Source organism: Chryseobacterium sp. ERMR1:04, from assembly GCF_001297705.1.
Classification (GTDB): Bacteria; Bacteroidota; Bacteroidia; order Flavobacteriales; family Weeksellaceae; genus Chryseobacterium.
In genome coordinates this window covers 850,733-868,110 of record NZ_LIRF01000008.1, presented here as the reverse complement: position 1 = coordinate 868,110, position 17,378 = coordinate 850,733, and the positions used below count along the sequence as shown (strand labels likewise).

The following is a 17,378-nucleotide window of genomic DNA, read 5'->3' as shown; positions in this document are numbered from 1 at the left end:
ATTAAAATGAGATTAGAAAATTGTTAACGGGAATTAATATTGAGGACTTTTTAGGAGATTTATCCGAATGCTTCGACTTCGCTCAGCATGACACTTCTAATACTAACAGCCTATTGTAACAGCCATTTTTTTAGCGATGTCATGCTGAGCGAAGTCGAAGCATCTCTTAATTTTATACTAATTTTTCCTCCTGCTGAGTACTATAGAAATTAGGAAAACGAAGCTGAACAGTCGTTCCTTGGTTTTCATGGGAACTTACGATGAGTTCACCACGATGCATTCTGACAATATTTCTTGCCAAAGGAAGCCCGATTCCGTAGCCTTCGTAGTTTTTTGTATTGGAAGCTCTAAAGAACGGATCATAGATCTTATTCATTTCCTCTTCAGGAATACCGATTCCGTCATCTTTAATAATGATATAAACATCTGTATCTGTAGCGCCTAACGAAACTTTCACCTGCTGGAAATTAGAATATTTACATCCGTTTTGAATAATATTAGCCACCGCAAGATGCAACAACTGCTCATTACCCTGAACTTTTAATTTCTTAGGATTATCAGGCAACATACTTATATCCAGGTAGATATTATTTCGAACATCAATTTTTCGCAATGTTTCAATAACATCCCAAAGCAACTGATCAATTCTTACCTTATCCATTTTCTGGATCTTACCATCAAACCCGGTTTGAGCGATCATCAATAAAGCCTTGATCTTTTTATCTAATTTTTCGGCTTCATCTAAAATGATCTCTAAGGTTTCTTTATATTCATCGGCTGTTCTGTTGATAGAAAGGGCTACATCAGCTTCTCCCATAATCGAAGTAAGCGGCGTTCTCAATTCATGGGAAACATTTCCAATTAAATGATTTTGGGTTTCAAATGAGGTTTCAATACGGTTAAGCATTCCGTTAAAGGTATCTACCAATTCATTCAATTCTTTATTATCCGGCTGAGATTCCAATCTTAAGTGAAGGTTTTCAGAACTGATTTCCTTTACCTTTCCTGTGATTTTTAAAATCGGCTTAAACAAGGTTTTAGATAAATAAAAAGAAAAGATCATACTAAAGAACAACGAAAGCACAACACAGGCCATCAACGTTCTTTTTAGAAAACCTAAATAATAGACCACGTAATGGTTCTTCGCAGAAGCAATGGCGATATATTCTTTATCATCAGACTTAAAAGATTGCCCGATGTAATAAAACTCTTTATCATTATAATTGGCCTCGCCTTTTTTTACAATATTCTTGAAAAAATAATCCGGAATATGTACTTCTTGGGAGATTTTCTTGAAATTAGAATCCGTGGGAACCGCGAAAACATAATCCTTTTCCATCGGAAGTTCTTCGTCATTCGAACTGTTCAGAACATAATTTTCAGGAAGATCAAGATGGTCTTTGCTTTTCTCAATCTGCACAATGGTTGTTGTACGGATCTTCAGCAACTCATAAAACCTCTGATGTGAAAAGTTGACAATTGAAAAATAAACCAATCCACTAAACAACAATATAATGGCGGTAAAAACCAGCATTAAAAGCACCATCGTTTTGGTTTGATTTGTGACAACTTTATTAAACATTCAATTATGGTTTTTTCAATACATACCCCATTCCTATCACGGTATGTATTAATTTATTATCATCTTGCTGATCTAATTTTTTTCGTAAATAATTAACGTAAACATCTACAACATTCGTCCCCAACTCGTAGTTTACACCCCAAACTGCATCCAGAATTTCTGCTCTGGAAATTACTTTTTCAGGATTATTAAGGAAATACAAGAGTAATTTATATTCTGTAGAAGTAAGAGAAATCTCCTCTCCCGAGCGGGTCACTTTCTTAGTATAATCGTTCACCATTAAATCAGAGAATTGAAAAACATGCTCATTATCAACCTCCGGTTCTGCGATTTCCTGAGCCGGACTATTATTACTTCTCCTTAATAAGGATTTAATACGAGCCACCAGTTCAATAAACTTAAATGGCTTTACCAGATAGTCATCTCCCCCATTTTCTAATCCCAAAACGATATTTTCGGAAGTTCCCAGCGCCGTTAAAAACAGAATAGGAACATGTTTATTCGTTTTTCTGATTTCTTTACAGACATCCAACCCGTTCATTTCCGGCAGCATGATATCCAGAATTACGAGATCAAAATCATTAGCCTGCACCAATTGAACTCCGGTACGGCCATCGAAGGCTACTGAAATTTCATAGCCTTTTTCCTGAAGTCCTTTTTTTATAAAAGAGACTACACTGGTTTCGTCTTCGATCAGAATAATTTTTTTCATAAGAGTAACGAATTTCACAAAAATAGCGTTTTTTATTTTGAGCCGGAAGCCTGATGTGAGAAGAAAGCAAGATTTAGAGGATAGATTTTCTTATTTGGACTCCATTTAATGGCTCCGACATTTTAAAATAACAATAAAAATTTTCAGTTAATTGATTTTAAACGTAGCCTACACTCTATATAATAATACTAAATTTGTTCTCAATTAATAACATTCAAAACAATTCGGGTTAAATTCTAAATACTATGAACGATTTTTTAATAGGTGTCGGAAAAAGATTAAAGGATATTAGAAAAAAAAATAATTTAACCATTAACGAATTGGCTCTCAGAGCAGATGTAAGCAATGGACTTATTTCCCGAATCGAAAATGGAAGAACCATTCCCTCTCTTCCCGTTCTTTTGGATCTTATTCAGTCATTAGAAATTGATGCCAGCTACTTTTTTGAAGGCGTAGAGAAAAAATCACACGCAAAATTCATCCACTTACCTAAAGAAAACCAACAAGTTATTGAAAAAGAAGTTGAAGCAGAAGGTTTCAAGTATATGCATATTTTCAGTAAAAGTCTTCATTCATTAGGTTTTGAAGCCGTTTTATTAACCATTGAACCTCATGCGAAAAGAGAAAAAGTAATCACCGACGCCTGGGAATTTAAATACATTCTAAAGGGAGAGGTAAAATACGTAATCGATAACGAAGAAATCATCCTAAAAGAAGGAGACTCTTTGTATTTCAATGGGAAATTTCCTCATGTTCCTGTAAGCATCAGCAATGAAAGCTGCATCATGCTTGTTCTTTATTTTTATTCTGACAAACATTAATCCCTTTTTACTATAAGACAACTTTTAAGTGTTTTTTCGTCCTTATTCTGACTAATTACACCCTTTTCAAAGTGCCATTTCAAATCCAAAAGTTTACAAATACTCAACTTTTGTTTTTTAGAGGCATTTCAAAATTAACGTAGAATTAATTAAAAGCCACTCAGATTATTAATTAATTTTATTAACAGTTAATTTCATTTAAATTAATAAAACACATCAGAATCAATTAAATAGACTCATATAACACTATTTAAACATTGTATTCATAGAAATATTTACACCAACATACTGGTTATATTTTCATGAATTTGTTAATTATTACTTAATCTCAAATTATTACATATATTAAAATTATTAGCTTGTTTTGCAGTAGAAATTTAATATTTGTAAAATGCGAGCAAAATTTGAGAAACTATTTATCCTTGTTTTTGTCTGTTGTATTACGCTGCTATCAGCCCAAGAACAATCTATCATAGGAGTTGTCCTGGATGAAAGCCAGCCACTTCCCGGAGCCACCATCAAAATAAAAGGTTCTTCTAAAACTGCCACCACAGACGTTGATGGAAAATTCATCCTCAGTGATGTAAAAACCGGGCAGTATCATTTGCAAATAAGCTATATAGGATATGAAACTAAAGATATAGATGTAGATGTAACATCGGGAGAAACTAAAGATCTAGGTACTGTCAATTTATCTCAAAAACACAAAAGCATTGATGAAGTTATAGTAACCGGAACTTTAAAAAACACCGAGGCAAGAGCATTAAATCTTCAAAAAAATGCCATCAACATCAGCAATGTTATTGCTTCTGACGGAATCGGAAAACTACCGGACAGAAACGCCGCAGAAACCGTACAACGTGTACAGGGCGTGTCTATTGAAAGAGATCAGGGAGAAGGAAGATTCGTTTCTTTAAGAGGATTACCCCCGTTTTGGGCTTCTACAACCATCAATGGAAACAGACTTCCGACCGCAGAAGAAGAAACCACCTCTAGAGCGACGGCTTTCGACTTTTTCCCAACAGAATTGATCTCCTACGTGCATGTTAATAAATCTTTTACTCCAGATATGGAAGCAGATGGAATTGGCGGCGGCGTGAATTTCATCACCAAAACGCTACCGATGAAACCTGAACTGAAAATTACGTTAGGAAGTGGATATAACGCAAAAGCTGATAAAGGAGTATATAATTTGGGGCTACTTTACGGTGGAAGAACAAAAGATAAAAAGTTTGGTTACCTATTTAATGTGGCTCATTTCACAAGAAACTGGTCAACAGATAATTTTGAAGCAAGAAGAAGTGGTGACGAAGGTGTTTTCAGGCTTGAACTTCGCGATTACAACGGGGTTAGAAAAACCACAGGAATCAATACCGCTTTTGAATATGTTTTATCTCCAAAAACTACATTTTACCTAAAAGGAATGTACGGAACACTGTCTGATGACGAAACCCATTACAAGCACAGAATCAGATTTGATAAATTCAATTCGGCAGATAATACGGTAAGAGTTGAGTTACAAAACATTCACAATAAACTTATTACCGAACTAACTTCTGTTTCTTTAGGAGCCGTTCATAATCTTAACAAAGGAAAAATAGATTGGGACCTATCCTATTACGACAACAGATTCAAATACGGGAACATTCCGGACAAACAGAACAATTCTTATTATGTCATCAAATACACTCAATCTGGTGTTGGTATCAATCCAAATTACATTTCAGATCATGGAAACGGACCAAGAGCATATTGGCAGGCAGACGGCGGAAAATTAGATTATAAAAACACAGATGCCTTATTTGGTTTTTATAGTGATCCTAATTTCAAAATGGACGCTTCTAAAATGAAATTCACCGATTTAGAATTCTACAAAGTTTTTGTTGATGAAAAAGATAAAATTGTAGCCACTTTTAACCATGAAATTAATACTTCTGATAAGCTGACCTTAAAATACGGGTTCAAATACAGAGACAAGGAGCGTAATGCAAGATTTTCTGATATTTTTTACAACTGGAATAATGGTTCTGCTCCTTACTTATCAGATTCTGGTCAATTTATCACCACGCAGCCAAACGGCACAAAATATTTAAGCGAAATGAATGCCCACATTGGGAATACTTTCGGGCCGGTTTTATCAACAACGGGAATGAATCAGTTTTGGTTTCAAAATCAGGGAAACTTAAAAATAAATCCTGCAGATTCAGAATCTCTTGAATTCAATAAAGCATTAGGAAGAAACTTCGATGTTTTTGAAAAACACGCAGACGCTTATGGAATGGGAACCTATAAAGTAAATGATCAGATGACCATTTTAGGAGGAATCAGATTATCAAATACCAATACTAAAGTAAGAGGGTATAACGTGTTGGATGATGTACTAACGCCCGTAGAAAACACCAAGAATTATCTTGCCGTTTTACCGATGCTACATATTAAATATGCCTTAAATGATAAAACCAATCTACGCTTTGCAGCAACCAGAACATTCTCAAGACCCAATTTCGGAGACTTAACTCCTGGAGGAACTTACATTGAAGCAGATTATAAATTTGTAGGAGGAAATCCAAATCTGAATCCTACCTACTCTTTAAACTTCGATTTAATGGGAGAATATTACTTCTCTAATGTAGGGATTTTGAGTGGTGGCGTTTTCTATAAATCAATCACAGATCCTATCTTCCAAGATTCTTTCATCGGTACTTACAATGGAAATAGCGGTGTACAATTCTCTGCTCCCAACAACGGAAAAGCAGCTTGGCTAAGCGGAATTGAATTGGGAATCAACAGAAGATTCGATTTCTTACCCGGTTTTCTTCAGTATTTCGGAACCCAGCTGAATGCCACTTTCATGAATTCGGAGATGGAAAAACCAAGCGGTAGAAAAGTAAAGCTTCCGTATCAGGCAAAAGAATTATACAACATCCAGATTTTCTTTGAGAAAAAAGGATTCAATGCAAGATTGGCTTACAATCATAAAGGAAAATACGCTGTAGAATATGCAGAACAAGACATCAACGATTCTTACTACGGAAAATACAGCAGCTTAGACTTCGGAACATCGTATCAATTCACAAAATATCTGCTTCTCTATGCAGACGTAAACAACATTCTGAACAAGCCTTTGATCTATCATTTCGGAAAAGATGAAACACGTCCGGAGCAGGTTGAATACTATGGCGTACGATGCAATTTGGGTATAAAACTTAATTTCTAACCTCATCACCATGGCAGAAAGTAATAATAAAAAATCAGGAGTAACTCTAAAAGCGGCTTTCGCTGCTTTTGGGGTCTACTTTTGCATGTACGGTTTTAGAAAACCTTTTACAGTAGCTTCTTTCGAAGGTCTTTCTTATCTCGGAGTTGATTATAAAGTATTGATCATCATTGCTCAGGTAATGGGCTATTTTATCTCGAAATTCATCGGAATTAAATTTATTTCAGAACTAAAACCAGAGAAAAGAATCTTCTATTTATTCACTTTTATTGCCGTTGCTGAGCTTGCTTTATTAGGCTTTGCAGTTGTTCCTGCTCCTTACAATATTCTTTTTATGTTTATTAATGGAGTTCCGCTAGGAATGATCTGGGGAATTGTATTTTCCTACATCGAAGGAAGAAAAACAACAGAGATCATTGGTTTATTTTTATGTTCAAGCTTTGTGGTTTCTTCAGGATTTACAAAATCTGTCGGAAAGTTTTTAATGGACACTTTCAATATTTCAGAATTCTGGATGCCCTTTTCAGCAGGATTACTCTTTGTTATTCCTTTATTAATTTTCGGAACCATGCTAGAGAAGCTTCCAAAACCAACAGAAGAAGACATTGCTTTAAAAAACAAAAGACTCCCTCTCAACACCATAGAAAGAAAAAAAATCATCAAACAGTTTTTTGTTCCGATGCTTTGCATCACCTTTTTATATGTAAGCTTGACGATTTTAAGAGATTTCAGAGATAATTTTAATCGGGAAATCTGGGATAATTTACATATCAAATTTGATAGTTCAGTTTTTACCTTAACGGAAGTTCCAATTGCAATCATGGTACTTTTAATCCTGAGCTTCATGGTAAAAGTGAAGAACAACAAAAAAGCCTTTGCCTATTATCATTACATTCTTTTTGGAGGAATATTAACAGTCGGCTTTTCAACCTATCTATTTGAAAACAGCTTGTTATCACCTTTTCCATGGATGGTTCTTTCTGGTTTTGGAATGTATTTATGCTACATCCCTTTCAACGGAATTTATTTTGACCGAATGATTGCTGTCTTTAACATCAAAGGAAACGTGGGCTTTCTCATCTATTTTGTAGATTCTTTTGGATACTTGGGAAGTGTTTTAATCCTGCTTTATAAGAACTTCGGCTCTTCACAAACCTCGTGGCTTAACTTTTATATTAAACTGAACTACATCATCGTAGTCGTTACATTAATTTCTTCTCTTATTGCTTTTATCGCGTTCAGAAGAAAATCAAGAAAAAATAAGATTAATAATCAACCATACATCAATTTCGATACGTCGGAAAGGATATAAATTACAGTAAAAATGACAACAAAATTCGATTTAATCGTTGTAGGAGGTGGAATTTTAGGAACATTCCACGCCTATCATGCCTTAAAAAGGGGTCTTAGCGTAGCTTTATTAGAAAAGAATTCTCTGCCTCAAGGGGCTACCGTAAGAAACTTCGGCCAAGTGGTACCTTCCGGAATGGATCTGAAATGGCAAAACTTCGGAAGAGAAAGTTTAGCAATTTATAATGAACTTCAGGAGCAAACCAATTTAACCATAAGAAAAAACGGTTCGGTATACATCGCTTCCAATGATGAAGAAATGCAGTTGATCAATGAATTATACGAAATCAATAAAAATAACAGCTACGAATCTGTTCTTTTATCAAAGAGCGAATGCATTAATAAATTTGATGGACTTCGTTCAGATTATTGCAAAGGAGGTTTGTTTTTCCCGCAAGAGCTGTCCGTAGATCCTATTGAAATGATTGTAAAACTTCAAGCTCTTTTAAAGGAAAAATTCAAACTAAAGATATTCTATAACACCACCGTTCTGGAAACGTATGAAGATGATAGAGAATGTACTGCCGTTACTTCAGATGGAACCGAATTTAATGCTGCTAAGATTATTATCTGTGGCGGACATGAATTTAAAACACTCTATCCAACCGTTTTTAACGAAAGTGATATCGAAGTAAGTAAGCTTCAAATGCTTCAGACAAAACCACAAGGGATCTATTCTTTACAGGGAAATATTCTTACCGGATTATCCATCAGAAGATATGAAGCTTTTGCAGAATGTGCTTCTTTTGAAAAAATCAAATCACAGGAAGATCCGAATTCTTTTGAGAAAAAATTTGGCGTTCATATTTTATTCAAACAAGCGCTGGACGGTTCCATTATTTTAGGCGACTCCCATGAATATGCTAATGCAAAAGATGCCGACAATTTAGGATATGATCTGAATATGGAAATTGATGAATTCATGATCAACGAAGCAAAAAAAATTATAGACCTGCCGACTTATGAAATTCAGAGACGTTGGTTTGGGGTCTACGCTCAATGCAAAACAAAAGATATTTTCGAATACAATCCTTCTCCGAATATCTACATTATTACTGCAATTGGCGGTAAGGGAATGACAGCAAGCGGAGGCTTTTCAAAATTTAACATCGATAAAATTTACACTTAAATAAATGAAGAATATAGAATTATTGGTTCTGGATATGGCCGGAACTACGATCAATGAAGACAATGTAGTATACAAAACGTTAACAAATGCCGTGAATGATTATGGCTATCAGGTTTCTTTAGAAAAAGTCTTATCCACGTGTGCCGGAATGGAGAAACTGGAAGCCATCAGCAGTTTATTAAAAAAGATTGACGGAAACGAAGACGATGCCCTGGCTATTTTTGAAAATTTTTCAGACCAATTAAAAGATGCTTACGAAAACCTAGAGGTTAAACCCATTATTGGTGTTGAGGAATTCTTGCTGAAAATGAGAGCTAAAGACAAAAAAATAGCCTTGAATACAGGCTATACTTCCGAAATAGCGCAACAGCTTATAGACAAACTGGGTTGGAAAGAAAACATTCATTATGATGTTTTAATCACCGCCAATGATGTTTCAGAAAGCCGTCCAAGCCCCGAAATGATCCATCTTGCTATGAAGAAGTTTAATATTAATGATGCCGAAAGAGTATTAAAAGCAGGCGATTCTGTTATTGATATTGAAGAAGGTAAAAATGCAGGCTGCGGGCTGACCATTGCTGTTCTTTCAGGGGCGCAAAACAGAGCCGAACTGGAAAAATCTAACCCCGATTATATTTTAAACACTTTATCTGAGGCTGAAGAAATTCTTTGCTAATTCTTTCAAACTAAGTTTACTTATTCAGCCTCTTTTTTTGATTTAGCATTCAACTTTTTAATTATCAATTAATTAATTTTAAGTTCATACATGTTTACAAATAGTCAATTAATTTTACAATTATCAAATTAAAATTACTATTTGTAAACTTTTTTATTTTTAAAACGATCTAATTATTATGAAAACAAAACTATTTTCTCTTGCTGTCATTATGAGTAGTTTTTTCAACGCTCAGACAAAAAAGGTTCTTTTTATTGGTATCGATGGATGCCGCGCTGACGTGATGATGTCGTCTGCCATTCCTAACATTCAGAATTTGGTTTCAAAATCAATCTATTCTACAGATGGACTTTGCGCAGCAACCACTTGGAGCGGAAACGGTTGGAGTACGATGCTTACAGGCGTTTGGCATACCAAACACAATGTTCAGGATAACAGTTTCACCAACCCGAATTATGTAAATTATCCTGACTTTTTAACCAGAGCAGAAACGTATAATTCAAACCTGAGAACCATCTCTTTAGCAAGCTGGGCTCCAATCAATGATCAAATTGTTCAGAATGCAGATGTTCAGAGTAATTTCACTTCCGATGTAGCGGTTAAAAACGCAGCCATCAATGCTTTACAAACCGATAATCCTGACATCTTATTTGTTGATTTTGATGATGTAGATCACGCAGGGCATTCTTACGGTTTCGCTGCATCTGTTCCGCAATATGTTTCTGCGATTCAGCAAACAGACGCTTACGTTGGAGAAATTGTAAACGCCATGAAAAACAGAGCTACTTACAACAATGAAGATTGGCTGGTGGTTTTAACAACCGATCACGGTGCTATTGAAAGTTCTCATGGTGGGGGCAATCTTTCGGAAAGGAATATTTTCACAATCTATTCTAACCCCAATTTTACTCCTCAGCAAATCAGCAAGACAATTCTTGAATCTAATAAAACATTTAATCAACTTAATTTTCCTGCAGGAACATATGCAAAACCAGCAAATCAGACCCCTTTTAATTTTGGAGCCACACAGGATTTCACGATTGAGTTTTGGGTAAAACCTAATGCAAGTTTTTCCAGCGATCCGGTAATGATTGGTAACAAAAACTGGGCAAACGGTAAAAATAAAGGGGTAATCATCTCAGGATATTCTGGGCAAACTTATAAAATAAATATTGGTGACGGGACCAACAGAATAGATCTTGTGGGAGGAAAAATGGAAACCAACCAATGGAAACATATTGCCGTAAGCTTTGATAGAGATGGTCTTGTGACTTTATATGAAGATGGAGTTCCGGTAACTTTTGCTAAAATGAATACCATTGGAAATATAGATTCAGGCCTTCCTTTCACGATCAATCAGGATGGAACCAATGTTTATGGGCAAAATTTAGCCGCATCTTACAAAGACATCAGAGTTTGGAAATCGGCGCTTCCCAATGACGTTTTGGTGAATTGGGCGAATGAAAATATTACGCCTTCACATCCTTATTATGCTCAGTTATTAGGCAACTGGAAATGCGATGAAGCATCAGGAAATACCCTTGTTGATTCGAGCCCGAACAATAATAATGCTTCAGTTACAGGTTCTGCGACTCGTAATGTGGGAACGGTCAATAATTTCAAGATCTACAATTACCTGTCTACTACCAGAGAAGCAGATCATCTACCGACTGTTTTAAACTGGATGTGTATTCCGGTTCAGGCTTCTTGGGGAATTGATGGTGTGAATAGAATTCCGCTATGTTCTAACGGAACTTTATCTACCAAAGAACTTGAAACCTCAACAAACGATTTTACTATTTATCCAAATCCTGCCAATCAGGAAATCAATGTAAAATTCAAATCAGACGAAAGAGAAGTAAAAGTGGACATTATTGACGCTAAAGGCAGTATAGTATCCACTCAAAAAATCAATTCTTCGAAAGGGTATTATGATGAAAAAATCAATATTAATAACCTTTCCACAGGATTTTACTTCATTAAAATAACAGGAAATAAGAAATCACTCTCAAAAACATTTATCAAAAAATAAATAACAGATTTTTCAACACATATCATTAGTAGATTTAGTTTTGATATTAGAATGAGGATCTGTTTGATCCAAGTTCTAATATCTTTTTTTATATACAACCTGGATATTTTTATTGTTCGTCTGCTTTATTTTAACACTTTAACATTAATTTGTTAAAAAATTCAAATAAATAATTTTCTACATCTATTTTAAATTTCAAATTACAAAATTACCACCATAACACAAATAAAATTAAACAAAACACAACAAAAACATCTTAAACGGTATTTTAAACAAGAAAAATGCCTTTTTATTTATTTAATGTTTTTTATATTTGAAAAAATTCACCTTATGAAAGCAAAATTATTTTTATTCATAATTGCAGTAAACTGCTTACTAAATGCTAAAACAAAAAAAGTGCTTTTTATTGGTATGGACGGCTGCCGAGCTGATGTGATGATGGCGTCCAACGTTCCCAATATAAAGAATTTGATTTCAAAATCAATATATTCTGTAGACGTACTTTCTGCTATGCCCACCATCAGCGGAAATGGATGGAGCACAATGTTAACCGGTGTTTGGCATACCAAACATAACGTTCGAGATAATGCGTTTGGCAACCCGAATTTTATTAATTATCCAGATTTTTTAACAAGAGCCAAAGCTTACAATCCTAATTTACGAACCATCTCATTAACAACCTGGGACGATATTAGTGATAAAATTATTAAAAATGCCAGTGTTAAAATTAAATTAACCACAGATTTAGCCGTGAAAAACACAGCCGTGAATGTTTTAAAAAATGACAATCCTGATATCTTATTTCTGGATTTTTCTGATACAGATTATGCAGGTCATGGATATGGTTTTTCATCAAGCATTCCACAGTATGTATCTGCCATTCAGAAAACGGACTCTTATATTGGAGAAATTGTAAATGCTATGAAAAACAGAGCAAATTATAATAACGAAGAATGGATGGTAGTACTAGCCACAGATCATGGCGGAATAGATACTCATGGCGGAGGAGATATTGCAGAAAGAAATGTATTTACTATTTTTTCTAATCCTAATTTTACCCCTCAACAAATTAGCAAAACCACTCTTGAATCCACTAAAACATTCAATCAACTTAATTTTCCTGCAGGAACCTACGCCAGACCAACAAACCAAGCGCCTTTTAATTTTGGAGCAACTCAGGATTTTACAATAGAATTTTGGGTAAAAGCCAATGGAAATATTCCCAATGATCACCCAGTAATGATGAGCAATAAAAACTGGGAAAATGGTAAAAATAAAGGTTTTGTAATTTCTGGATTCTATGGACAAACTTATAAAATAAATATAGGTGATGGCACCAACAGAATAGATATGGTGGGTGGAAAAATGGAAATCAATAAATGGAAACACGTTGCCGTAAGTTTTGACAGAGATGGGTTTGTAACTTTATATGAAAATGGTGTAGTGGTCTCTTTTGAAAAAATGAATATCATCGGAAACATAGACTCCGGACTTCCTCTTACTATTAATCAAGATGGTCTGGCTGTTTATGGAATAAACTTTCCTGCTTCTTATAGAGATATTAGAATCTGGAAATCTGTACTTCCTAATGATGTTTTAATCAACTGGGCCAATCAAAATATTACGACTTCTCATCCTTATTACTCGCAATTACTCGCAAACTGGAAATGTAATGAAACTTCAGGGAACACTTTAATAGATTCTAGCCCCAGCAATAACAGTTCTATCATTAATGGTAATCCTAATCGAAATTTGAATACTACAACTAATTTTAAAATTTATAATTATTTGTCTACCCCTAGAGAAACAGACTTTTTCCCAACTGTCCTAAACTGGCTGTGCATTCCGGTTCAGGCTTCTTGGGGAATAGATGGGGTGAATAGAATTCCGCTATGTTCTAATGGAACTTTATCCAGCAAAGAACTTGAAACCTCAACAAATGACTTCTCTATATATCCTAATCCTGCCAATCAACAGATTAATGTGAAATTTACCTCAGAGGAAAGAGAGGTTAAACTGGAAATCATTGATTCAAAGGGAACCATTGTTTCCTCTCAAAAATTAAATTCTTCAACAAGTCACTATGACCAAACGATTAATATAGAAAAGCTTTTTAGCGGAGTATATTTTATAAAAATTAACGGAAACAAAAAATCAATTTCAAAAACATTTATCAAAAAATAAATAAGAGGTTTTTAAATACATCATCAGTGTAGATTTAATTTTGATATTAGAACGAGGATAAAACGATCCAAGTTCTAATATCTTTTTTTATTTATAAACAGGATTTGAAATATTTATTTCTTCTTCTTGAACCACCATACCAGAAAGCCAGTGATCGGAAGTGAAGCTCCAACAATTGTTATAAAAAAATACAAAGCCCTTCCCCATATTCCGCCGAATGCTGAGCCTACATGAAGGTCATAATTAAGTTTCTGTACCTTAATCGGAAAATCCGCGTTTTCAAATGAGTTTGCATATGAAGAAGCATTAGCCAGTAAATTACCAGAATTCCGGTCATAGCTGAAACTCTGCAGGTCATAAAACTTTCGATGTGACTGATAGAGAAACAAACCTATAGTTCCTGTAGAATCTTTAGGAACAGACAGATAGTACCCTTTTGCATCTGCCTTATTTATTGCATCTTCCCAAGCAATATGCATTGATCTTTGCAGGTTCTCTGGATTATAAGAAGCTATATTTTTGAGTTCCTGCTGCTCTTTTGCAGGTGTTTTCCCCAGTGAAGTTGTAAAATACAGGAATTTATTAAACCATGGAAGCCCGTAATACATTCCGGTCATTGATATAACCAACAGAATAATGATGGAATAAAATCCGAAAACATTGTGAAGATCATAATTCAGTCTTTTGGTCTTTGCGCCCCATTTTACAGAAAAGCTCTGTTTTTTCATGGCCTTAGTCCATTTCTTTGGCCACCAAAGCACAAGTCCAGTAATCAGTGTGATAAAAAATATAAAAGTGGAATAATTAATTATCGGCCGTCCGATCTCTGATGGTAACCATAGAAAACGATGTCCTTTTAACGTCCATTCGAAGAAATCAAATTCTTTTTTAAAACTCGGCTTGCGTAGGATTTCCCCGGTATAAGGATGAAAATACATAATAAAACCCGGATTTCTTTTTCCAAAGCCAACCATCGCAGCCTTACCCGTAGGACGCCATACGAAAGATATTTCCTGCTCGGGATAAAGCTTTTGCGCTTTCCCATAAAGATATGCAGGATTGAGCATTACTTTTCCGGGAAGATATTCAACCTTTAATTCAGGATTGAGCCAGTCTTTGATTTCATCACGGAAAGACCACGTAATTCCTGTGAGACATATAATGACAACAACAATTCCAGAAGCAAGGCCTAGCCACAAATGCAGCCAGGCCGAAATCCTATAGAATAAGCTTCTGTTATATTTCTTTTTAGATTTTGCTTTTCCGGTATTCATTTAAAAATTATATGAAATATTCATCCTGAAATTAATTGGGTTTGTAGCTCTCCATCCGTAATGGCTGTAGCCCCATGCTCCGGGATAGAAGCCTACATAATTGTAACGGTCTGTCAGGTTATTGACAAGGAAAGAGATCTGATAACTGTCTCTTTTGTAAGAAACGCCAACATCAAGCGTAAAATAATCGTCCGGAAGATATGGATACCCTGTTACCACAGGCCATGCTGCTCTTTTAGCCTGATATTCATAACCAAATGAGAAACCAAGTCCTTCCAAATCTCCTTCGGCAATGGTATATTTCACCCATCCATTGGTGATGTGTTTAGCCGTTCCGTACAGCATGCCTCCAACATTCTTAGGATTATTGTCTTTGCTTACTTTAGCATCGGTATAAGCATAGTTGAGAAGGATACTCCAGTTTTTACTGATATTTCCATTGAGATCAAACTCAATTCCTTTGGATGTTGCTTCTCCTGTCTGTTCAAAAAGGCCAGGATTATCTACTCCCGCAGCGGTCAGCATATTGGTTTTGGTAAGGTGATAAAATGTAAGATTCGTCATTAGCTGCCCATTAAACCAGGTTTTCTTAACTCCTATTTCCTTATTCTTTCCGTAAGAAGGATCGGCCGTACTCCCGTTCAGTAATCTTCCTGTCTGCTCTTGAAATGTTTCATCATACAGGCCATACACTGTGAAAGTAGGAGACAACAGCCCTGTAATACTGAAACGTGGTGTTACCGCTGTATTTTTAACTTCGGCTCCTTTGTCTGCAGCACTCGTTTTCGAAGTAGAAGTATAGCGAAACCCTCCCGCCACTCTCAATTTATCTTCCAGGAAGCGGACTTCATCCTGAATATGGAATGAGGTGTAAGAATAGTTGGTGAGATAATTCGCCCCACGCTCACGAAGCGATCTGGAACGATCATATTCCGGGATATCTGCTTTTCTGAGATTTCCATAGACCGGATTGTAAATATTAAATAACGGTCCTACCGTTTGGGGCATAGCCGTCCAGTCCGCAACATAGAATTTTTTTCCCATATCGATTCCTGCCAGAATAGTATGGTTGATATTTCCTGTTGAAAACTTACCCCGTGTGAATACCTGCCCGATTGTGGATGTATTTAAGGCATCATTAATACTGATTCCACGGCTTACATCCCCTTTCGTTTTTTTATTTACCGAATCATCTGCCAAAGCAATCGTATTATACTTTGCGTACAGCGATTCTCCCTGCATTTCCGACCGTACATATCCAAACTGACCGGTGATCATCCAGTTATCATTAAAATTATGATTGATGGTTCCGTACACATTATGTTCCCATGATCTTGTAGGGTCCATAATGGGGTCGGAGAAGGTAAAAGATCTTTTGACATCTTTAAAACCGTCAATTCCATAGGCATATTTAGCAAACCCTCCCTGAAAGTTATTTTGGGAAAGAATATATTCAAGGGTTACATTTGTATTTTCTGAGGCAATGTACTTGAAAGAAGGATTAATGACATACTGCTCATGCTCTACATACTGCTGGAACGAACCTTTTTTGGTTCCCATCACGTTCAGTCTTCCCCAGAATTTACCATCTTTACTCAGTTTTCTTTCTACATCTGCTGCAGCACGGTACAGATTAAAACTTCCCAAAGTAAGTTGAACATTCCCTCTTTCTCTTCCTACAGGTTTTTTAGTTACAATATTATAAAATCCTCCCGGCTGTGTATTTCCCATCATAAATCCTGCGGGACCTTTTACAAATTCTACACGGTCCACAAAAGACATATCCTCACGAAGCGGCCCAAAACTTCCGCTTACATCCATCCCGTTCCGGAGGTTAGAGGCCTGAAAACCGCGAACAGCAATTCCCACACTTCCTTCTTCCTGATGCGTAATCGTACGTACACCACTCACATTCCTGCTGAGTCCTTCAGCGGTAGTTAAAATCTGCTGGTCATTCAAAAGCCGCTGATCAATTACCTGAATATTCTGCGGGGTAACAAGCAGGTTTTCACCCAACCTCAAAGTAGAAGAAGGAATCGTCTTGCGATTAGCAATTACATTGACCTCCATAATCTGATAAACATCAGAAGACTGTGTAAAATTATGGGTAATGGTGTCATTTTCTTTCAATATAAAAGAATATGTTTTGGGTACCTCCGGATCGTCTACCTGAAGTACATAATTTCCAGCGGGTATATTATTAAAGCGGTATATTCCATCCTGATCGGTATAAGTTTCTGATTCTCCATTATTCAGGATTACTTTAGCGGCAGAAACCGGCTTATTCTGAGAGCTCATTACCTTTCCTGTAATTTGTGACGTATTCTGCGCCCAAACTAAAGCAGGAAAAAGCAACGCTGAAAAAAGGAGTTTGTTCTTATTCATAAATTGTTATTTAGAA

The 17,378-nt window shown here is 35.7% G+C and carries 11 protein-coding genes; 7 read left to right on the top strand and 4 right to left on the bottom strand.

Annotated elements, in window-relative coordinates:
• Nucleotides 1–172 precede the first annotated feature (172 nt).
• Together AMQ68_RS21200 and AMQ68_RS21195 are read right to left on the bottom strand one after the other, a co-directional pair.
• On the bottom strand, nucleotides 173–1,582 hold the full coding sequence (locus AMQ68_RS21200; protein WP_054512572.1) for a HAMP domain-containing sensor histidine kinase: 1,410 nt from the start codon (nucleotides 1,580–1,582) through the stop codon (nucleotides 173–175).
• Between the two features lie 4 nt (nucleotides 1,583–1,586).
• Nucleotides 1,587–2,294, bottom strand: coding sequence for a response regulator transcription factor (locus AMQ68_RS21195; protein ID WP_054512571.1), 708 nt, complete (start codon nucleotides 2,292–2,294; stop codon nucleotides 1,587–1,589).
• A gap of 245 nt (nucleotides 2,295–2,539) precedes the next feature.
• Here AMQ68_RS21195 and AMQ68_RS21190 point away from each other — a divergent pair, with 245 nt between their 5' ends.
• The 7 genes from AMQ68_RS21190 to AMQ68_RS21160 all read left to right on the top strand — a co-directional run bounded on the left by AMQ68_RS21190 (nucleotide 2,540) and on the right by AMQ68_RS21160 (nucleotide 13,703).
• On the top strand, nucleotides 2,540–3,115 hold the full coding sequence (locus AMQ68_RS21190) for a helix-turn-helix domain-containing protein (protein ID WP_054512570.1): 576 nt from the start codon (nucleotides 2,540–2,542) through the stop codon (nucleotides 3,113–3,115).
• Nucleotides 3,116–3,506: 391 nt separating this feature from the next.
• Entirely contained in the window at nucleotides 3,507–6,332 is a 2,826-nt protein-coding gene (locus AMQ68_RS21185) for a TonB-dependent receptor (RefSeq protein WP_054512569.1), read from the top strand.
• Between the two features lie 10 nt (nucleotides 6,333–6,342).
• A complete protein-coding gene (locus tag AMQ68_RS21180) occupies nucleotides 6,343–7,644 on the top strand; it encodes a DUF5690 family protein (protein WP_054512568.1) in 1,302 nt (433 codons plus the stop codon).
• 12 nt (nucleotides 7,645–7,656) lie between these two features.
• Complete coding sequence (locus tag AMQ68_RS21175) at nucleotides 7,657–8,811, top strand: TIGR03364 family FAD-dependent oxidoreductase (protein WP_054512567.1); 1,155 nt, start codon at nucleotides 7,657–7,659, stop codon at nucleotides 8,809–8,811.
• Nucleotides 8,812–8,815: 4 nt separating this feature from the next.
• Nucleotides 8,816–9,487, top strand: a complete 672-nt coding sequence (locus AMQ68_RS21170) for a phosphonatase-like hydrolase (RefSeq protein WP_054512566.1) — start codon at nucleotides 8,816–8,818, stop codon at nucleotides 9,485–9,487.
• 178 nt (nucleotides 9,488–9,665) lie between these two features.
• Nucleotides 9,666–11,519: an alkaline phosphatase family protein gene (locus tag AMQ68_RS21165; protein WP_054512565.1), complete on the top strand. Its 1,854-nt coding sequence runs from the start codon at nucleotides 9,666–9,668 to the stop codon at nucleotides 11,517–11,519.
• Nucleotides 11,520–11,849: 330 nt separating this feature from the next.
• A complete protein-coding gene (locus AMQ68_RS21160; protein ID WP_054512890.1) occupies nucleotides 11,850–13,703 on the top strand; it encodes an alkaline phosphatase family protein in 1,854 nt (617 codons plus the stop codon).
• Between the two features lie 113 nt (nucleotides 13,704–13,816).
• Here AMQ68_RS21160 and AMQ68_RS21155 read toward each other — a convergent pair whose 3' ends face one another.
• Both AMQ68_RS21155 and AMQ68_RS21150 read right to left on the bottom strand, forming a co-directional pair.
• On the bottom strand, nucleotides 13,817–14,977 hold the full coding sequence (locus tag AMQ68_RS21155; protein ID WP_054512564.1) for a PepSY domain-containing protein: 1,161 nt from the start codon (nucleotides 14,975–14,977) through the stop codon (nucleotides 13,817–13,819).
• Nucleotides 14,978–17,362, bottom strand: a complete 2,385-nt coding sequence (locus AMQ68_RS21150) for a TonB-dependent receptor (protein WP_054512563.1) — start codon at nucleotides 17,360–17,362, stop codon at nucleotides 14,978–14,980.
• Nucleotides 17,363–17,378 lie beyond the last annotated feature (16 nt).